The sequence below is a fragment of the Kurthia sibirica genome, from assembly GCF_003143975.1.
GTDB lineage: Bacteria > Bacillota > Bacilli > Bacillales_A > Planococcaceae > Kurthia > Kurthia sibirica.
Genome location: NZ_QFVR01000001.1, coordinates 119,725 through 139,964, shown reverse-complemented (window position 1 = coordinate 139,964; position 20,240 = coordinate 119,725). Strand labels below are relative to the sequence as shown.

General features: G+C 38.3%; 18 protein-coding genes. 1 reads left to right on the top strand and 17 read right to left on the bottom strand.

Features of this window, described 5'->3' with window-relative positions; genetic code table 11:
• Positions 1-31: 31 nt before the first annotated feature.
• A complete protein-coding gene (locus DEX24_RS00665; protein WP_307725557.1) occupies positions 32-895 on the bottom strand; it encodes a YicC/YloC family endoribonuclease in 864 nt (287 codons plus the stop codon).
• Positions 896-1,421: 526 nt separating this feature from the next.
• On the opposite strand from DEX24_RS00665, the gene DEX24_RS00660 reads away from it, so the two are divergent.
• Positions 1,422-3,116 carry an Rqc2 family fibronectin-binding protein gene (locus tag DEX24_RS00660; RefSeq protein ID WP_109304466.1) on the top strand — a complete coding sequence of 565 codons (1,695 nt, stop codon included), beginning with the start codon at positions 1,422-1,424 and terminating at the stop codon, positions 3,114-3,116.
• 185 nt (positions 3,117-3,301) lie between these two features.
• On the opposite strand, the gene DEX24_RS00655 is transcribed toward DEX24_RS00660, so the two are convergent.
• The 16 genes from DEX24_RS00655 to lspA form a co-directional block, all read right to left on the bottom strand.
• Positions 3,302-4,126: an aminoglycoside 6-adenylyltransferase gene (locus DEX24_RS00655; protein ID WP_170112799.1), complete on the bottom strand. Its 825-nt coding sequence runs from the start codon at positions 4,124-4,126 to the stop codon at positions 3,302-3,304.
• 93 nt (positions 4,127-4,219) lie between these two features.
• Positions 4,220-4,555 (bottom strand): TM2 domain-containing protein, encoded by a 336-nt coding sequence (locus DEX24_RS17795; protein WP_109304464.1) that lies wholly within the window; start codon positions 4,553-4,555, stop codon positions 4,220-4,222.
• A gap of 774 nt (positions 4,556-5,329) precedes the next feature.
• Complete coding sequence (locus DEX24_RS00645; protein ID WP_109304463.1) at positions 5,330-6,235, bottom strand: VOC family protein; 906 nt, start codon at positions 6,233-6,235, stop codon at positions 5,330-5,332.
• Between the two features lie 164 nt (positions 6,236-6,399).
• The gene (locus DEX24_RS00640) at positions 6,400-6,678 is read right to left on the bottom strand and encodes an NINE protein (RefSeq protein WP_109304462.1); all 279 of its coding nucleotides are present in this window, start codon (positions 6,676-6,678) and stop codon (positions 6,400-6,402) included.
• 172 nt (positions 6,679-6,850) lie between these two features.
• Positions 6,851-7,483, bottom strand: a complete 633-nt coding sequence (gene pyrE, locus DEX24_RS00635) for an orotate phosphoribosyltransferase (protein ID WP_109304461.1) — start codon at positions 7,481-7,483, stop codon at positions 6,851-6,853.
• Complete coding sequence (gene pyrF / locus DEX24_RS00630; protein WP_109304460.1) at positions 7,483-8,193, bottom strand: orotidine-5'-phosphate decarboxylase; 711 nt, start codon at positions 8,191-8,193, stop codon at positions 7,483-7,485. Before pyrF ends, pyrE begins: the two co-directional genes overlap by 1 nt.
• Positions 8,194-9,108, bottom strand: a complete 915-nt coding sequence (locus DEX24_RS00625; protein WP_281288145.1) for a dihydroorotate dehydrogenase — start codon at positions 9,106-9,108, stop codon at positions 8,194-8,196.
• Positions 9,105-9,872, bottom strand: coding sequence for a dihydroorotate dehydrogenase electron transfer subunit (locus DEX24_RS00620; protein WP_109304458.1), 768 nt, complete (start codon positions 9,870-9,872; stop codon positions 9,105-9,107). The genes DEX24_RS00625 and DEX24_RS00620 overlap by 4 nt, the downstream gene beginning before the upstream one ends.
• Entirely contained in the window at positions 9,873-13,067 is a 3,195-nt protein-coding gene (gene carB / locus DEX24_RS00615; RefSeq protein ID WP_109304457.1) for a carbamoyl-phosphate synthase large subunit, read from the bottom strand.
• 1 nt (position 13,068) lies between these two features.
• A complete protein-coding gene (locus DEX24_RS00610; protein ID WP_109304456.1) occupies positions 13,069-14,163 on the bottom strand; it encodes a carbamoyl phosphate synthase small subunit in 1,095 nt (364 codons plus the stop codon).
• Positions 14,160-15,437, bottom strand: a complete 1,278-nt coding sequence (locus DEX24_RS00605; protein WP_109304455.1) for a dihydroorotase — start codon at positions 15,435-15,437, stop codon at positions 14,160-14,162. The genes DEX24_RS00610 and DEX24_RS00605 overlap by 4 nt, the downstream gene beginning before the upstream one ends.
• A gap of 1 nt (position 15,438) precedes the next feature.
• Positions 15,439-16,317, bottom strand: a complete 879-nt coding sequence (locus DEX24_RS00600) for an aspartate carbamoyltransferase catalytic subunit (protein ID WP_109304454.1) — start codon at positions 16,315-16,317, stop codon at positions 15,439-15,441.
• 170 nt (positions 16,318-16,487) lie between these two features.
• On the bottom strand, positions 16,488-17,864 hold the full coding sequence (locus DEX24_RS00595; RefSeq protein ID WP_109304453.1) for a uracil-xanthine permease family protein: 1,377 nt from the start codon (positions 17,862-17,864) through the stop codon (positions 16,488-16,490).
• Between the two features lie 28 nt (positions 17,865-17,892).
• Positions 17,893-18,432, bottom strand: a complete 540-nt coding sequence (pyrR, locus tag DEX24_RS00590; protein WP_109304452.1) for a bifunctional pyr operon transcriptional regulator/uracil phosphoribosyltransferase PyrR — start codon at positions 18,430-18,432, stop codon at positions 17,893-17,895.
• Positions 18,433-18,654: 222 nt separating this feature from the next.
• Complete coding sequence (locus tag DEX24_RS00585) at positions 18,655-19,572, bottom strand: RluA family pseudouridine synthase (protein WP_109304451.1); 918 nt, start codon at positions 19,570-19,572, stop codon at positions 18,655-18,657.
• Entirely contained in the window at positions 19,572-20,048 is a 477-nt protein-coding gene (gene lspA, locus DEX24_RS00580; RefSeq protein WP_109304450.1) for a signal peptidase II, read from the bottom strand. The genes DEX24_RS00585 and lspA overlap by 1 nt, the downstream gene beginning before the upstream one ends.
• Positions 20,049-20,240 lie beyond the last annotated feature (192 nt).

Here is a 20,240-nt window from a genome sequence, read left to right as displayed (position 1 = left end):
CAAATAATTAATTATACTTCTTTTAGAACAATTATTCAATATTTTGAATCTGTTCTCGCATTTTTTCAAGCACTGATTTTGCATGAATAACAGCTATCGATGCAACTGACGATTGATTTTTCGAACCAATTGTATTTATTTCGCGATGAATTTCCTGCAATAAAAAATCTAATTTTCTACCAATGGACTGCTCATCACCCATCGTTTCATCTAGCTGACTAAAGTGACTCGCTAGACGATCTAGCTCCTCTGCAATATCCGCTCTTTCCGCAAACAATGCAACTTCCGTAATAACACGGCCTTCCAATTCTTCAATAGAAGAAATATCCTGCATTCTTTGCAGGAGCTTGTCACGATACTTTTCAACTGCCTGTTGTGAAACGCTGTGAATTATTGCTATTTGCTGCTCTAACTCCATTTTAAAACCTATCACTACTTCATACAATTCCTGACCTTCACGTACTCTCATATCAATCAAATTGACTGCTGCTTGTGTAACTGCTTCTTCAACTGCACGTAATATTTCTTCTCTTGGAATTTCTACTACTTCAACGATTAACGCATCGTCAAGTGAAATTAGCTCTTGCATCGACCACTCTGGCGTTACTGGAACGCGGCTGCTAAGCTTCGTTCTCGCTTCTTTATACGCCTCCACTAATGGCCAATTCACTTTAACCGTCTGTGCTAACTGCTCATTTTTCTTCACATGAACCGAAACATCTAACTTGCCACGAGAAAATAATTTTGCCAAAAGTTTTTTTGTTAAAACTTCTGCCTCCATCCATTCTTTCGGGAATTTTGAAGAGACCTCTAAAAAACGGTGATTCACCGCTCGAATCTCAATCGTTAGCTGGAAATTTTCAGTCGTTGTGACACCCCTACCAAAACCAGTCATACTACGCACCAAGGTCAGTCACATCCTTCTTTGCATAATAGATTAATTATACCATATGAAGATTTCCTTTGGCTCGTTCATTTATCGATGAATTGTTTTTTTCATACTTTTCTTCAGCTAATATATACGAAAATACATGCTAGTAGCGACCTCTCTCTTACTTTTACTACGCGAATTTTTTTACTTCTCGAAGGCTATTTCTTTTATCATTTACCCCCTCACAAAAAATTATTTCATTTTACCTAGCGATTTTCTAATTCTATTTTTTTGTAGGCCATACTTTTACATCTTTAGTTTGGTGCATTAATCTGCTAGCAAAAAATAAATAACCTATTTCTTACGATTATAATGTGCTGTAAAGCAAGAATAGATCGCTAATGTTTCTTTAATTGCGTCTATTGAATATCTCGTTTATGAAGCATAAAAAAGTTATAGCAAGATTATTTCTAATTGTTTCAAAAGCTTTTATTACACAATCAATGTTAAAATAGAAAGAACAAAAACGTTTTTGAAAGAGGAATTAATTATGGCTTATGATGGTTTATTTACAATTGCAATGACAAAGGAGCTTCAACAGCTCGTTTCAGGTAGAATTGGTAAGATTCATCAACCCAATGCTCAGGAGATTATTATGACAATCCGTGCTAACGGTGCTAATCACCGCCTCCTATTCTCCATTAATCCTAACTATGCACGCGTTCACTTAACAGAGCAAACAATCGACAACCCACAAGAGCCACCCATGTTTTGCTCTTTGTTACGTAAACATATTGACGGTGGTTTTATCGAATCAATCGAGCAATTAGATGCCGATCGAATCATTAAAATAGCCATCGCTAGTAAAGATGAAATTGGAGATCCAATTCGCCGTATTTTATATGCCGAAATAATGGGAAGACATAGTAATTTAATCATGGTTGATGATGCGACAAAAAAAATTGTCGACAGTCTTAAACATTTGTCCCCCGCCGTAAATAGTTATAGAACCGTTCTACCTGGTTCACTTTATGTATCTCCACCTAAACAGGATAAACTAAATCCTATTACCGTAAGCGATGAAGAACTTCAATTGTTTTTTAATGACATGCGTGATTCACAAGATATTATGAATCATTTCATCGGCTTTTCACCATTACATGCGACAGAACTACTTACCAGAGCAACAGAGCAAAAAGTCAATGCTGCACATATTTTCAAACAATTTATCGCTGAATTCTTGACAGGTGGAACACAGCCAACCTATATAGAAAAAGGGCGGAAAATTATTTTCTCTCCAATTGATTTGCATAGCTATGATGAGAAGAAAACGATTTATGATAATTTAAGTTTATTGCTTGATCGCGTATTTTTTGCACGTGCAGAACGTGACCGTGTCAAACAACAAGCCGGCGACTTAGAAAGTTGGCTACAAGGTGAGACCAACAAATTAAAGTTAAAACTAAAAAAACTCGGCCAAGATTTAAAACGCGCTCAAAACCTTGAAGAATATCAACTAAAAGGTGAGTTATTAATGGCTAATCTATATAATTTTGAAAAAGGGGCATCTTCTGTTACTGTGGATAACTATTACAGTGAAACAGGTGAAAAAATAACAATCCCTTTGAGCGAACGTAAAACACCTATCGAAAATGCGCAAAGCTATTATTCAAAATACAATAAGTTTAAAAATGCACTTATTAAAGTGGAGGAACAAATTCAAATAACTGAAGATGATTTACAATACTTTGATATGTTACATCAACAGGTTGAACAGGCATCACCTGCAGATATTGAAGAAATCCGTGAAGAGTTAGCTGAGCAAGGTTATATGCGTTTAAAAAAATCAAAACGTCGTAAAAAACCAACTAAACCAACCCCAGAGCATTACGTTTCTTCAACTGGGATTGCTATATCTGTCGGTAAAAATAATAAACAAAATGATTTCCTTACTTTTAAAATCGCTCGTAAATGGGAAACCTGGTTGCATACAAAGGATATTCCAGGTTCACATGTCGTCATTCATTCAGATGATCCGGATGAACAAACCATTTTAGAAGCAGCAACATTATCGGCATACTATAGTAAGGCACGTGATTCATCCTCTGTTCCCGTCGACTACACACTCGCAAAACATGTCAAGAAACCGAGTGGAGCAAAACCTGGTTTCGTCATCTATTTTGAACAGAAAACAGTCTTTGTGACACCAGATGAGGATCTTGTGATGAAACTGCAAAAAACATAAGTCCACTCTTAACAAAGAGGCTTTACCACATAGGTAGCCGATGCAAAACAAAAAGGAAATTACCTAAGGTAATTTCCTTTTTGTTTTGCATTTGTATAGATTAGATGATCGGTTTCTAGCCTCTTATCGCATATATAAACGCGGTATTCCTGTTAATTTTGACCAAGGTTTATATGATTTTATCGTTAAATTGCTTCAATTTTTGTAGAAATATAATTGATAACTTGCACACCATCTTCATGAGCATATCGATAATCTAGTCGCACCGCTAATTTGGGTGCATAACGATCGAATAACTCAAGCAGCAATAACAAACTTTCTTGTTGTTCATCATAATTGCTCATACGATACGTCATTGTCAACATATTCCAATCACGACTGTTCATATAGTCTTCCAAATACTTTTCTGCATTGCCTAAATTCACCGCGTAGTGATTTGCTTCTCCGATGGACCAACTAATGATTTGAATCAGTTCCTCACGCATCCATTGTAAGTGCTTTGCCACATACATGAATTGCTTTCTCACAATACCTTTCAATACATAGGGAGCGAGCCAGAAAAATTCATTGACACATGCAGTAAACTGTTGTTCGCTAGGTTGTTGAATATAAAAGCTTTCTTCGGTAGGTGTCGGTGCATCTAAAACTAACTGATGCACATCATGAATAATTTGAATGGACGACTCCCATTGTAAATAAGCGTCTAATGCATCCACACTTCCCACCTTTAAGTCGATTCGTCCTCCATCTTTAAATACCATTAAAAACGGATGAATTTGATGGCCATTTATCAAATCAATCGGTCCCGGTTTTTGCATGATCATACGCACACCAAAATAATCGAGCCACTTGTCATCTCGCAAGTATTTTTCACAATCTGTCGTTAAAAAAGTAATATCTAAATCTGAATATGCGTCTTGTTTTGAAACTGCTCCAGAACCTTCCACTCCAGCCACAAGTATATCTTTATGTATGCCTAAAAAAACAGTAATTAATTGTTCATAAATCATTGGAATCACCCCTTTGTAATGTATAAAAAAATACTCATCCATGTTCGCCCATGGATGAGTTCAATAGACGTTGAATACGAGTCGAAATTTGCTTTACAGCTTTTTCTCTAATTGTTCATTTTCCATTTTAATCATTTTTGGGAGTCTTATTGCGTCGATTATCCACCATATTAACAAAATGAATAAAATTATTTTCCCTACTGGTGTAAAAATGAATAGTATACCGGTCATACAAAACAGTAGCATCATCAAGCCACTCCATGACCAATCTACGTAAAACCGATGAAGTCCCAAAAAGCCAAGGATTAACCACGAAAAATAGGCTCTCAAAGGGCGTTTTCTTCTTCGATTATAGAACAATAGTTGTTCTTCCGAGAGAAAGCGACTCAAATGAGGGAATTTCTTTCGAGTATTCAGTGGTTTTCCCACCTCTCTTTTCCAACTTCTTAAATATAATACCCCTTATTTACAAATATATAACTTTTAATACTTATATTTAATTATTTTTCTTAAAACTTATGTCATATAATTCGAATATAGGTCGTAAAACACTTGATATCACTGAAATCCACTACATAAATTTATAATAAAAAAGAATGATTTTTTTAAAGTTAGCGTTTTATTTATGCAGCTAATTTGTGTTCAATACATGCGTTATTATACGAGTGGCTATACTTTGTAATTTTTTCTTTTAATATATCATATGAGACTAATTTTTCTCCGTAATACATTTCCTATTTTAATAAGCCAAAGAAATTCTCCATCGCCACATTGTCTGCACCTATTGCTTTACGGAATATTCTTTAAAAAATCTTGTTCTAATTTACTCTTTTTACCCATGTATTATGTTGATAGCGCCAGGAACCTCTCCACATGCGATTAGGCTTTTTCCACAAGCAATCAATCAGCTGGCTCTATTCTTGGAATCAACAGTAGACAGCTGTATGTTAGACATCTATTTTATGTTCTTTTAGAATTCCTGAAACATTCCGTTACCTAAGGCAATAACCTACGGTACTAGGAGTATCTCTTGCTTAAACTATTTCCCTTTATAATGAGTCATCCTACATCCCCTATAACCACTAGTTAATATTTCATTATATAAATAAAACTTTGCAACAGAACCTATAGTTGATGATAAAAAAGCACCTCAAAAGTTAGTTTTTCCTCTAACTTTTGGGGTGCGGCACCTAGCAACTCTTTTTAGTCTTTTATGAACATAATTTGATTTTTACTAGGATCTTCAACGATAAAACAGTCACCAATATCTTGCATTGGTATAAATTGTTTTACATGATTTTTCAATTGTTCATAGGCCTCTTCCGTTGGCAATTTAATCTTAATATTTTTCAAACCTGTGTGGATACCTAGTGGATAGGCGATATTTTCTCCTGACCAAGTATTGCCTGCAATATGATGATGATAGTCACCTGCTGAGACAAAAAACACATCTTCCAAAACCTGTTTCTTTTCGAAACCAAGAACTTCATGATAGAAATAAACCGTTTCCTCTATTTTATCAACGCGTAGATGAATATGTCCAATTGTTGTTGTAGAAGGCAGTTTTCCATCACTAGTATAATCAGCTATTGCTGCTAATTCTGCTATATTTAGTGGCTCACTTCCACTTGGATATGATGACCATTCTTGTTGCGGTCGATCCGCATAAAACTCAATGCCATTCCCTTCAATATCAAATATGTAGAATGCTTCACTATATCCATGATCGCTCGCTCTATCTAAACGAGCAATTGGTAAAATTTTTTCAGTATGAGGAAAATGAACAGCCTGTTCCTCTGGACTATTAATAACTTTTTTACTACGTATAATATCAAAAAATTTTGTTGCAAATGCCTTTCTTGATGGTAATAACAACGCTAAATGAAATAAACCTGTTCCTTTTGCTGGTTGGTTTTTCTCTGCTGTGCTATGTAGTTCTATAATAATTTCTCCATCTTGTGCAGTGGCTAATAGAGCACTATTCTCTGTTTTACTAGCTAGCGTAAGCCCTACTACTTGTTCATAAAAGTCAATTTGACTTTGTAAATCTAATACTTTTAATACGACTTGATGAATCGTTGTTTGAGCATCTATGGTAAAATTCGACATGATGTAAAACCTCATTTTCACTATAATTAAATTCCTAGCCTAAAGCTTGGTATTGAGTATATACAATTTACTGTTATTGTGCAAATATATTTCTTTAAATGAAAAATTTCGTTAACAAAGAGAAAAAAACGATACCTCCAACAAGTGGAGTGTATCGTTTTTTATTACTCTTCGTAGTTTATGATTAATTCATTTTCAACTTCGACCATTTTTTTCAATTTCACACCATCTATAATCCACATCGTTAAGACAATTATTAGGGTTGGTAGACCAAGGTAAACCGCTAAATAAATTAATGTCCAACTCGTTAAGATCATGTACACAAGTGCACTACTAATACGATTTAAATAGATTTTATGACCGCCAAAAAACCCTAAAAACAACCATAATATTCTAGCTGTACGTAGATTTTTCAATTTTACTTCTTGAGATGTTGATGACATTGATTAAACACTCCTTACGATTCAATAAATACTAACTTCATCTTAATCTTTTTTTCCACAAAAAGATACTTTATACAAACGTGTTGCGAAAGTTGTCACTGTTGTGTAAAAATTAGGGAATTATGATCAAAAAATAACTCGGCATCCGCAATGGATGTCGAGTTATTTGTCATTATTTTAATGTTCCTGCCTTTAATGCATCATACCAAGATAATAACCCTGGAATGTCTTTTTCACTAATCGTACCTGTCTCTTCAGCAGCTTCTACTAATGCTTCAAAATCTGAGAGGCTATAATAGGGAACACCTGATTTTTTAAAGTTTTCAATCGCAGCTGGCAATAAATATGAGTAAACTGATACTACACCTAATACCTCAGCACCTTCGCGTGTCAATGCTTCTACTGCATTGATGGAAGATCCACCTGTCGATACGATGTCCTCAATTACGACTACTTTAGCTCCAGCTGTAAGTTTACCTTCCGTTTGCTTGCCACGTCCATGACCTTTTGGTGCAGAGCGCACATAGACCATTGGCTGTTCTAAGAGGTCTGCAACCCAAGCTGCATGTGGGATACCTGCTGTTGCTGTACCTGCTACTACTTCACATGTTGGAAATTTCTCTTGGATTAATAGCGCTAAGCCTTTAGCGATTGTTTTACGAACGATTGGATATGAAATTGTCAAACGCGTATCACAATAGATTGGTGACTTAATCCCCGACGCCCAAGTAAATAAATCATTGGGACGTAACTCTACTGCTCCTGCTTCTAACATTCCTTTTGCTACATCGTGTGAAATGGCCATTATTGATTTCCTCCCCAAAGTTGCTCTACTGTGTGATATGCCACTACTGGATTTTCTGCTTGGACAATTGCGCGTCCGACAACAATTTGAGTAGCTCCTTGTTCCTTCGCAAAGTTTGGTGTTGCTACACGCTTTTGATCATGTGCTTCTCCACCTACTAAGCGAATACCTGGCGTTACTTTCAAAAAAGCTTTGCCACAAGCTTTTTCAATATCATGTGCTTCTAATACGGAGCACACTACTCCATCTAAGCCAGCATTTTTTGCAAGTATGGCATAGTTAATAACAGATGCATCCAGGCTCGTCATAATATTTTGCTCCTGCTGCATTTGCTCTTCCGTAGTTGAAGTAAGTTGCGTCACAGCAATTAATGCAGGGCGCCTTTGACCTGCTACCGTACCTTCTTCTAACCCTTCTAAAGCAGCGGTCATCATACGAGAACCACCTGCTGCATGCACATTAATTAAATCGACACCAAGTTTTGCTAAGCCACGCATAGCTGATTTCACAGTGTTTGGTATATCATGTAGTTTTAAATCCAAGAAAATTGCATGACCCATTGCTTTGATTTCTTTAATAATTGAAGGACCTTCTTGCAAATAAAGCTCCATTCCTACCTTTACGAAAAGAGGCTCATTAAATTGGGTTAAAAATGCGAACACTTCCTTTTTACTAGAAAAATCGAGTGCAATAATTGGCTGTGTATTCATTTAACGATGGCTCCTTCCGATTAGATCTGTAATATTGTCATAACCTAATTCATCTAATTTTGCTGGTAATTGTTCAATAATAGTAGGGCATACAAAGTGGTCGACGAAGTTAGCAGTACCGATTGCAACTGCACTAGCACCAGCTGATAGGAAATCAACGACGTCATCTACATTCGCGATACCACCCATGCCAATAATCGGAATCTTAACCGCTTGACTCACTTCATAAACCATACGCAATGCCACTGGTTTTACAGCTGGACCTGACAAGCCGCCGGTACCATTAGCGATAACTGGTTTCCCTGTCTTTTGATGTAAACGCATGCCAACTAATGTGTTGATCATCGTAATCCCATCCGCTCCACCTTCTTCAACTGCTTTAGCAATATCAACGATGCTCGTCACATTCGGAGATAATTTCACGTAGACAGGAACGCTTGAAACTGCTTTGACAGCCGCGGTTAACTCTTTTGCTGTTTGTGGATCTGTACCAAATTGGATACCGCCACATTTCACATTAGGACAAGATATATTGAGCTCTAAAGCATGAACATTCGGTGCCTGTGAAATTTGGCGTGCAACCTCTACATAATCTTCCGTTTCAGTACCTGCCACATTTGCGATAATTGGGATATCGTATTGTGCTAACCAGGGTAACTCATGACTTAGAACATGCTCTAGTCCTGGATTTTGAAGTCCGATAGCATTCAACATACCAGCAGATGTTTCTGCAACTCTTGGCGTCGGATTACCGCGACGTTTTTCTAATGTTGTTGCTTTAATCATAATCGAGCCAAGGACAGATAAATCATATAACTTTGCGTAATCTTGACCGAAGCCAAAACAACCTGATGCGGGCATAATTGGATTTTTTAATGATAGCCCTGGTAGTTCAACCTGTAATCGATTACTCACAATACGACAACTCCTCTCGGAAACACGGGTCCATCTGCACATACTTTTTTATAATCGCCGTCTGTAGTATCGCACACACATGCATAGCACGCTCCGATACCACAGCCCATACGTTCTTCAAATGATAGAAATCCTTTTTTATCTGGAATTGCTTTTTCTAGTGCACCTAGCATTGGCATCGGTCCACAGCTATAAAAAATATCAAATACAGGCTCCACTTCACTAATAACATCTGTCACAAAGCCTTTATAGCCATATGTGCCGTCCGCGGTAACGATGAATGTCTCACCTAACGCTTTAAATTTATCCTCGTAAAAAACATTTGCTTGTGATTGAAAACCAAGTACATGGATCGTCTTCACTCCACGCTCGTTCAATCTTTTAGCTAACTCATAAAGAGGTGGCACACCAATACCACCACCTACTAATAAGGCGGTACTTCCCGGTAATGCTTCTTCAACCGGAAAACCGTTGCCTAAAGGACCAAGAACATCTACTTCGTCGCCAACTTTTTTCTTTGACAATAAATTCGTGCCAAGTCCGCCTGCGCGATAAATCATTTTGAATTGCATAGCATCATGATCAATTTCTGCAATACTGATTGGTCTTCTTAATGAGGGCTCATATGCATCTGCCACACGAATATGGACAAATTGCCCTGGTTGTTTCATCGCCAATGACAGTTGGCCAATAAGTGTTAGTTCGAAAATATCATCTGCAATTTGCTTATGATGAACGACTTTCATTTGTTCTTGTTGGATCATTTAGTGCACCTCCGCTTTTGGCATTTCCTCTGCTGTAAATGTCATTGATTCAATGACACGTAAAATCGCTTCTGCCGTGTCTAAAGATGTTAAACAAGCGACACCATTTTCCACTGATTCACGACGAATTCTGAAGCCATCACGCGCTGGTTGTTTACCTTTAGTAATTGTATTAATGACCAGTTGAGCATTACCATTTTGAATAACATCAAGTAATGTTGGGCTACTCTCGCCAATTTTACCGACAATTTGTGCTTGAATACCAACAGCCGCAAGTGATTTAGCTGTACCTGGTGTCGCTAGAATACTGTAGCCAATATTTGTGAATCGACGTGCTAAGGCGATTGCTTCTTCCTTATCTTTATCAGATACCGTCATCAATACTGAACCATGATCTTCAATTTTCATGCCAGCTGCTACAAAACCTTTGTACAATGCTTTTTCTAACGTGCTATCTTTCCCCATAACTTCGCCTGTTGATTTCATCTCAGGTCCTAATGTGGTATCAACACGACGCAGTTTTGCGAAGCTGAATACTGGTACTTTTACAAAGACACCTTGTTTAATTGGCGCTAACCCTGTCGGGAAGCCTTGGGCAATAATAGATTGACCTAAAATTGCTTTTGTCGCTACATTCGCCATTGGAATATTCGTGATTTTACTTAAAAATGGTACTGTACGAGAAGCACGTGGATTCACTTCGATTACATACACTTCATCTTCTGAAATAACATATTGAATATTCATTAGACCTTTAATTTCTAGTCCAATTGCTAAGCGAGTCGTGTAATCAACTAATGTATCGATATGTTTTTGTGACAGATTTTGTGGCGGATAAACAGCGATGGAGTCACCAGAGTGGACACCTGCGCGTTCGATATGTTCCATAATACCTGGGATACAGACATTTGTGCCGTCACAAATTGCGTCTACTTCAATTTCTACACCCGTTAAGTAACGATCGACTAAGACCGGATGTTCTGGAGATGCTTCTACTGCATTTTCCATATAATATTCTAATTCTTCTGTTGCATAAACAATTTCCATCGCGCGTCCACCAAGTACATACGAAGGTCTAACTAGTACCGGATAACCAATTTTCTCTGCAATTGCTACTGCATCCTTCGTGTTTATCGCTGTTTTACCTAATGGTTGAGGAATGCCGATGACATGTAATGCTTCTTCAAAACGATCACGTGACTCGGCACGATCAATGGCATCCAATGATGTTCCAAGAATTTTCACGCCACGCGCTTCTAGTTTATCTGCAAGATTAATTGCTGTTTGCCCGCCAAATTGAACGACAACGCCCATCGGTTGTTCCAAGTCGATAATATGCATAACATCTTCGATTGTTAGTGGTTCGAAGTATAATTTATCTGAGATGGAGAAATCAGTTGATACTGTTTCCGGATTGGAGTTGATGATGATCGCTTCATAACCTGCTTCTTGAATTGCCCATACCGAGTGGACTGTTGCATAGTCAAATTCGACACCTTGTCCGATACGAATTGGACCTGAACCAAGAACAATTACTGATTCACGTTCCGAGCGAATTGATTCATTTTCTTCTTCATACGTACCATAAAAATAAGGTGTTTCTGATTCGAATTCCGCCGCACATGTATCAACCATTTTATACACGGGGATGATTCCTGCTTTTTTACGGAAGTCATATACATCCATATCCGTCGTATTCCAAAGTTTGGCGATTGTTGCATCAGCAAATCCAATACGTTTGGCATGACGCGTTACTTCTTCGTCATATGGTTTTGCTTGTAATACCGCTTCATAGTCTACGATGTTTTTAAATTTATTTAAGAAGAATAAGTCAATAGCTGACCATTCATGAATTTGTTCAATTGTCACGCCTCTGCGCAATGCTTCACCTAAGAAGAATAGACGTTCATCACCCGCTTTACGGATCCGTTTTTCAATCCATTCATCTGTCAATGTTTCAGGGTATTTCATTTCTATATGTTGATGACCTGTTTCTAAAGAACGCACCGCTTTTAAAATCGCTTCTTCAAAATTACGCCCCATAGCCATTACTTCACCTGTGGCTTTCATTTGCGTACCAAGATTACGTTTGGCGTTTTCGAATTTATCGAAAGGCCAGCGTGGAATTTTAGCAACTACATAATCCAATGCTGGTTCAAAGCAAGCATAGGTTTTACCTGTTACTGGGTTCATCATTTCATCTAGATTAAGTCCTATGGCAATTTTAGCAGCAAGCTTAGCGATTGGGTAACCTGTTGCTTTTGATGCTAGAGCTGATGAACGTGATACACGTGGATTTACTTCAATAATATAATAGTTAAAGCTATATGGATCTAATGCAAGTTGCACATTACAACCACCTTCAATACCTAGTGCACGAATAATTTTTAATGATACATTACGTAACATATGATATTCGCGGTCTGATAATGTTTGAGAAGGCGCTACTACAATCGAGTCACCTGTATGAATACCGACAGGGTCAACATTTTCCATGTTACATACGACGATAGCGTTGTCATTTGAATCACGCATCACTTCATACTCAATTTCCTTGAAACCAGCGATTGATTTTTCAAGTAAACATTGTGTTACTGGACTGTATTTTAAACCTGATGCTACAATTTCCTCTAATTCTTGTACATTATTGCAAATACCACCGCCTGTACCACCTAAAGTGAATGCAGGACGAACGATTACTGGATAGCCAATACGGTTCACAAAGTTATGTGCTTCTTCGATATTATGAATAATATCTGATTCCGGCGTTGGAACGTCTAGTTCGTACATTAAGCTACGGAATAAATCACGATCTTCTGCTTGATTGATTGCATCTAGTTTTGTACCTAGAATTTCGATATGTAACTCTTCTAAAATGCCTGAGTTATCTAATTCAATTGCCATATTCAAGCCCGTTTGACCACCTAATGTTGGTAAAATAGCATCTGGACGTTCCTTACGTAAAATACGTGAAACAAATTCTAAAGATAGCGGTTCGATATATACTTTATCGGCAATCTCTGTATCCGTCATAATGGTTGCTGGGTTAGAGTTGATTAATATGACACGATAGCCCTCTTCTTTTAAAGATAGACAAGCTTGCGTACCTGCGTAATCAAATTCTGCGGCTTGCCCAATTACAATTGGACCTGAACCGATAACTAAAATGGATTTTATATCTAGACGTTTTGGCATATTATTTTTGCTCCTTTCCAGCATGTACATTCATTAATTCGATAAATTCATCAAATAGGTGATTAGGATCTTCTGGTCCTGGTGACGCTTCTGGGTGATATTGTACTGTAAAGACTGGGTGAATCTTATGTCTAACACCTTCGACTGTTCCGTCATTAAGTGCAATATGTGTAATTTCTAAATCTGTTTTAGCAAGTGAATCTGGATCGATGGCATAACCATGGTTTTGAGATGTGATTTCTGTGCGGCCAGTCGCAAGATCTTTTACAGGGTGATTGGCTCCGCGATGACCAAATTTAAGTTTAAATGAATCTGCACCACTCGCTAAAGCAAATAATTGGTGGCCTAAACAAATTCCGAAAATTGGCACTTGTCCAACTAAGCCTTTAATTGTTTCGATTGCTTCTGGTACATCTTTTGGATCTCCAGGTCCGTTTGATAGCATAATACCATCTGGACTATAAGCTAATACTTCCTGTGCAGTTGCATTATACGGGACAACAACTACGTCACAATCACGTTTGTTTAATTCGCGTAAAATACCATGTTTCATACCGAAATCGATTAAGACTACTTTTTTACCACGACCTGGGCTTGGGTAGGCTGATTTAGTCGAAACTTGCTCTACTTGATTTGTTGGTAATACAGTTGCTTGTAAGCGCGCTACAACCTCTTCCACATTGACTTCTTCTCCAGCTGCTGAAATATAACCTTTTACCGAACCTTCAGTACGAATCATGCGCGTCAATTTACGTGTATCGACTCCCTCAATCCCGGGAATACCCTTCGCTTTGAAAAATTCATCTACCGTGCCTTGCGAGCGGAAATTTGATGGTGTTTTTGCTATTTCACGAACGACAAATCCTTTAATCGCGGGATTGATTGTTTCGAAATCATCTCGGTTCATACCATAATTACCGATCAGCGGATATGTCATTGTGACAATTTGACCGCAAAATGATGGATCTGATAATGTTTCCTGATAACCTGTCATACCTGTTGTGAATACCACTTCGCCGTCTGAGGCATTATCGCTCCCAAAAGCCTGTCCTGTAAATACTTCACCGTTTTCTAAGATAAGTTGTCTCGTTGTCATTTTGTTTCCTCCCATACAATCTTTCCGTTATACATAGTCATTACTGGCCAACCTATTGCGCTCCAGCCATCAAATGGTGTATTGCGCCCTTTAGATACAAAACCATCCGCATCAATCTTCTGTTCTTTTTCAAGATCTATAAGTACGAGGTCTGCTGAAGCACCTACTTCAATTTTGCCATATGGCAGTTTGAATAATTCTGCCGGTTTTAATGCCATCCAGTCAATCAATTGTTTTAATGTCCATTTGCCTGTTTTTACGAAATGCGTGTACAACAATGGAAATGCTGTTTCGAAACCGACAATACCAAATGGTGCGCCTACCATACCACAGCATTTTTCTTCTGCTGTATGTGGTGCATGATCCGTAGCGATACAATCAATTGTGCCATCTAGTAATGCGGCGTGAAGAGAATCTTTGTCTTCGCTCGCGCGCAGTGGAGGGTTCATCTTCCAGTTTGCATCATCTGCTGGAATGTCCATTTCCTCTAATAACAGGTGATGAGGGCAAACTTCAGCTGTCACATGAATACCAGCCGCTTTCGCATCGCGTACTACGCGAACAGATTCCTTCGTTGATACATGACAGACATGGTAATGAGCACCAGCTGCTTCTGCTAATAATACGTCGCGTGCAATTTGTACCGATTCACATACCGATGGAATTCCTGGTAAACCTAATTCTTTATTACGTGTGCCTTCATGCATAACGCCATCATAAATCAATGAGTTATCTTCACAATGCGCAACTACTGTCATACCAATAGCTGCCGCTGCTTGCATTTGTTCAAACATCGTCGCCGCTTCTTGAACGCCTACGCCATCGTCAGAGAAAGCGACGGCTCCATGTGCTTTTAATGCTGCCAAATCTGTTTTAGCATCGCCAGATTGCGCGACAGTAAGCGAGCCATATGGCAGCACGCGGATAACTGCACTATCTTCAATCAAGCCGTTAATCAACTGTAAATTTTCTACAGAATCAGGTACTGGCTTCGTATTTGGCATGGCACAAATTGTTGTAAAACCACCCTTTGCTGCAGATGCAGAACCCGTAGCAATGGTTTCTTTATGCTCAAAACCTGGTTCACGTAAATGAGTATGTACATCGACAAAACCTGGAGAGACAATCAACCCCATACCGTCAATTACTTGTGCATTTTCCGCTGTTAGAGTTACGCCAATTTCTTTAATCACACCTTCTTCAATACGAAGATCTGTCGTTTGAAGTACTCCTTCTTCGTTTAGCATTTGTACATTTTTCAGTAATATTGTCATATTAGCCTCTCCCTTTCAAAATATGTTCTACTATTGCCATTCTTATGAATAAACCATTTTTCATCTGTGCAAAAATACGTGAGCGTTCATGCTCCACTAATTCTGAGTCAATTTCAACACCGCGATTAATAGGTGCTGGGTGCATAATAATTGCACCCTTTTTCATATGTTTTTCACGCGCTACTGTTAAACCGTATTGATCGCGGTATGTTTCTACAGTAAAGCCCTCATACGCAGCATTTCTTTCATGTTGTACTCGCAGCAGCATAATAACATCACTCTGTCCTAAAAGTTCATCCCAGTTATGGTGAGCCTCATATTCACCTTGCCAAGCAGGTGGGCAGACAAAATTGATAGTTGCCCCGAGTCGAGTCAAAGCAATTGCATCTGATTTCGCTACGCGACTATGCGATACATCTCCTGCAATTGTAACATTGATGCCTTCAAACTTACCGAACTCTTTGAATATTGTATACAAATCTAGCAGCGATTGTGATGGGTGCTGACCTGCACCATCACCAGCATTTATTATGGAAACATCTATACCTTGAAGTAGTTTTTTATAGTATGCGTCTTCTTTATGACGAATAATCACTGCGTCTATACCACTTTGTTGGAGTGTCTTCACCGTGTCATATAATGTTTCACCTTTTAAAACACTTGAGAAGCCTGCATCAAAGGGAATAACTGTGGCTCCTATTCTTCTTTCTGCCGACTCGAATGATGTTTTCGTTCGAGTACTTGGTTCAAAAAATAAGTTTGCAACAAAATATTCTTTCTCTAGTTGTGGTTTTGCACCTGCTTCAAATTCAGCAGCACGCTGGAGGATCGTCATGATTTCTTCATTTGTTACATCGTCCATCGACAGTAAATTTTTCATCTTCAGCACGCCTCCTGTTTTGTAGTCAAAAGAAAAGCCCCCCTAAATTGTTAGGGAGGCTGGAGGAAGGATATGACAAGATAGGGAGATGGCGCATTTGCCATTTCCATATCAAATCGAATCACCCTTCTTTGCCTCTCTGGGCAATCATTAAAAGGTAAATCTATATGCTATTTTTTCAATTCTTTTTCAAGTTGCTCTTCAGCTTGTAATTCAATATCAGGTTGTGCTTTACCCGGCAAGATTATATTAAGCAGTACACCAACGATGGATGCAAGCGCCATCCCCTCAATTTGGAAGTCCAAACCTTTAATAGTAAATGCATTATGCCAAAGTAATTTACCGCCACCAATACCCAATATTAAAATGACCGAGGCAATTACTAAATTGCGTTTATGATCGAAATCAATTTTATTTTCGACTAGCATTCTTAAACCCGAAGAAGCAATAATACCGAATAATAGGATGGATACACCACCAAGTACTGGGCGAGGTATCGTATCTACTAAAGCCATAAGCGTTCCAGAGAATGCTAGTAGAGTCGCGAACAAGGCAGCCCCACCAATAACCCACACACTGAATACTCTTGTTAGTACGAGGACACCAATATTTTCACCATAGGTTGTTTTTGGTGGTCCTCCAAGTAAAGCACTAACAAATGTCCCCAGTCCATCACCAAGTAGTGAACGATTAAGTCCTGGATTCTTGATAAAGTTTTGTTTAACAACTTTCCCTAGTACCAGCTGATGACCGATATGTTCTGAGATCGTTACGATAACGATTGGCACCATGGCGAATAGAATAGTTGAATTTAACGTAAAATCATAGTCGACTCCTGGTAAGAGAAAGTCAGGTATTTGAAAGAACTTGGCGCTTGATACGGCGGTAAAATCAATGAAGCTCGTACCAAATAATTTATCCGATAGTAGCGATGATACATACCCCACCACTAAGCCGATAATAATCGGCATCGTACTCATCACACCTTTAAAGAAGTTATTGATGATAATCGCTGCTGCTAATGTGATGAGTGCAATAATGAAATAAGAGAAATGATATTCTGATAGCCCATTTGCTAGTGGCTTATTCATCGCCATGTCAACTGCCGTTCCTGCTAATCCAAGTCCTATTACCATGATGACCGGACCGACAACAATCGGAGGTAAAATTCGCATGATCCATTTATAACCTGTTTTCCAAATTAACAGCGATACAATACCGTAAACAACACCAACGGCCATGGCACCGATCATTGCACCACCTGGTCCTATTTCGCCTCCATTGGCAGCTTGTGCTGTCATGGCTACACCCATTGGTGCAATGAAGGCGAAGGAAGAACCAAGGTAAGCTGGTACTCGGAATCTCGTTACTAACAGAAAGATAATCGTTGCAATTCCGCTCGTTAACAGCGCAATCGACGGTGATAATCCCGTTAATTTTGGTACTAAGATTGTTGACCCTAACATAGCAAACATATGCTGTAGGCTAAATGTTATTAGCTGAAGTAATCTCGGTCTTTCATGAATGTCTAATACTGCTTTTGTCATCTTACATGTCCCCACATTTCTTTATTGCTTATTCGTAAATCGCTACTTGTTCTTCATTATCTACTTCAATTAAATGTACGACGATTCGTTCATGGCTAGCAGTTGGGATATTTTTCCCTACAAAATCTGCACGTATCGGTAATTCTCTATGACCTCGATCTACAAGCACCGCTAGCTGTATTTGAGAAGGTCTACCGATATCCATTACTGCATCCATTGCAGCTCTTACCGTTCGCCCTGTGTATAATACGTCATCTACTAAGACAATTTTTTGATTGGTTACATCGTCCGTAATATCAACTTGTTTAACAAGCGCTTCGCCATTCTCTGTTTTCAATGACAAATCATCTCGGTACAAGGATATATCTAACTCACCTGCGCGAATCTCTTTTTTCTCAATCGCATTAATTTTCAGCGCCAAGCGTTTCGCTAAATATGCACCACGTGTTTTAATGCCGACTAAGATGACTTCATCGATGCCTTCATTGCGTTCGATTATTTCATGAGCAATTCTTGTAAGCGCTCGGTTAATTCCTGCATCATCTAATAATTCTGCTTTTTTTGTCATGTCGTTGCCTCCTTAAATTTTGGCATAAAAAAACTCTCAGGCGAATGGCCCGAGAGGATATAGGTATACTAATTAATATGTCGGCTACACTGTACGCATACAGGTATCCCACATTACTCGCATTCCTTTTCAGCCTCTCTGGACTGTCTTTAAAGGTGAATATGAAGTTTTTCACTGACCACAGTATAGCCCGCTAAGACTTAAAGTGTCAACGTTTTTTTATTAATCAGCGTATTCGATACTTAATTCAGCTAAAACCGCTTCTAACTCAGCAGGAAGTGGCGCTGAGAATTCCATATATTCTTTTGTACGTGGGTGGATAAAACCTAAAATACCAGCATGTAATAATTGACCACCAATATCCATCGTTTTCTTCGGACCATATTTTGGATCGCCAACTAGTGGATAGCCAATATAATTTAAATGTACACGAATTTGGTGAGTACGTCCTGTTTCAAGACGGCAGATTACTTGTGTGTAATCTACACCAAAACGTTTAACTACTTGGAAATGCGTAACAGCATGCTTCCCTTCATCTACAACCGCCATCTTTTGACGCTCTTTTTTATCGCGACCGATAGGAGCATCAATTGTGCCTTTATCATGAGGGATATGTCCGTGAACAAGTGCTGTATAACGTCTTGTCACTGTTTTATCTACTAATTGTTGCACTAAAGATTCATGTGCAATATCATTTTTAGCGACCATTAGTAAACCTGAAGTATCTTTATCAATACGGTGAACGATACCAGGGCGAGCAACACCGTTGATACCTGATAAATCCGTACAATGGAACATTAAACCATTCACTAAAGTTCCTGTAGCGTGGCCTGGTGCAGGGTGTACAACCATCCCACGAGGTTTGTTGACAACAAGAACATCCTCATCTTCATAAATGATGTCTAAATTTAAATCTTCCGCTAAAATTTCTAAAGCAACTGGTTCAGGAGGTGTTACTACAATAACATCACCTAATAAGGCTTTATATGTTTTTTTAACTATTTGACCATTCACTAATAATTGGCCACCAACGATAAAGTTTTGTATTTGCGTACGAGACCATTCTTCTTGTAAAGAACCAATCACTTTATCTAATCTTTGTCCTACTTGATCTTCTGTTATTTCAAAATTACCTAACATTATTTCACCTTTTTCTTTCCTTTTTGATCTTCAAAAAGGACATATATGATTAACATGATTACACCTATAGTTAGTGCGGCATCCGCAATATTGAAAATTGGAAAATCGTAATTTATAACTGGAATGAGCACGCTGACAAAGTCAACCACTTCCCCACGAAAGATACGATCTATAAAATTCCCAATCGCTCCACCAAGTAATAACATAAGACTTACTTGGAAAACGGGCTGACCCTTGGCTTCCTTATGGAAATAAAAAATAATACCTATAACTACTGCTACAGTAATTATTGCAAATAACCAGAACTGCCCTTGAAGTAAGCCCCAAGCTGCACCACCATTACGATGTGAATAAATTGAAAGATATGGCTCCCATACCGTTACTTCTTCACCAACATCTAGTTTTTCTACAATACGCCATTTTGTTAGTTGATCTAAAATTATGACAAAAATCGCTATTAAATAATATTTAAACACAGCAAGTCCTCCGTTTTCACTATATCTTATTTATTTTACCATATCGTCGCTTTGATTGAAAAACAATAAAATATTTCTATTCTTTTCCCTCTATTTCCCATATGACTTGCCGACATACTACCACTCACTTTCTTCCACAATAATGCTCTATTTATTACTTTAAAATAAAATCTTATTTCGCTTAAAATAGTT

Coding starts and splice junctions, on each gene's coding strand:
- DEX24_RS00665 (WP_307725557.1), bottom strand. CDS start 895: ATGACTGGTTTTGGTAGGGGTGTCACAACGACTGAAAATTTCCAGCTA.
- DEX24_RS00660 (WP_109304466.1), top strand. CDS start 1,422: ATGGCTTATGATGGTTTATTTACAATTGCAATGACAAAGGAGCTTCAA.
- DEX24_RS00655 (WP_170112799.1), bottom strand. CDS start 4,126: ATGATTTATGAACAATTAATTACTGTTTTTTTAGGCATACATAAAGAT.
- DEX24_RS00645 (WP_109304463.1), bottom strand. CDS start 6,235: ATGTCGAATTTTACCATAGATGCTCAAACAACGATTCATCAAGTCGTA.
- DEX24_RS00640 (WP_109304462.1), bottom strand. CDS start 6,678: ATGTCATCAACATCTCAAGAAGTAAAATTGAAAAATCTACGTACAGCT.
- pyrE (WP_109304461.1), bottom strand. CDS start 7,483: ATGGCCATTTCACACGATGTAGCAAAAGGAATGTTAGAAGCAGGAGCA.
- pyrF (WP_109304460.1), bottom strand. CDS start 8,193: ATGAATACACAGCCAATTATTGCACTCGATTTTTCTAGTAAAAAGGAA.
- DEX24_RS00620 (WP_109304458.1), bottom strand. CDS start 9,872: ATGATCCAACAAGAACAAATGAAAGTCGTTCATCATAAGCAAATTGCA.
- carB (WP_109304457.1), bottom strand. CDS start 13,067: ATGCCAAAACGTCTAGATATAAAATCCATTTTAGTTATCGGTTCAGGT.
- DEX24_RS00610 (WP_109304456.1), bottom strand. CDS start 14,163: ATGACAACGAGACAACTTATCTTAGAAAACGGTGAAGTATTTACAGGA.
- DEX24_RS00605 (WP_109304455.1), bottom strand. CDS start 15,437: ATGACAATATTACTGAAAAATGTACAAATGCTAAACGAAGAAGGAGTA.
- DEX24_RS00600 (WP_109304454.1), bottom strand. CDS start 16,317: ATGAAAAATTTACTGTCGATGGACGATGTAACAAATGAAGAAATCATG.
- DEX24_RS00595 (WP_109304453.1), bottom strand. CDS start 17,864: ATGACAAAAGCAGTATTAGACATTCATGAAAGACCGAGATTACTTCAG.
- pyrR (WP_109304452.1), bottom strand. CDS start 18,432: ATGACAAAAAAAGCAGAATTATTAGATGATGCAGGAATTAACCGAGCG.
- DEX24_RS00585 (WP_109304451.1), bottom strand. CDS start 19,572: ATGTTAGGTAATTTTGAAATAACAGAAGATCAAGTAGGACAAAGATTA.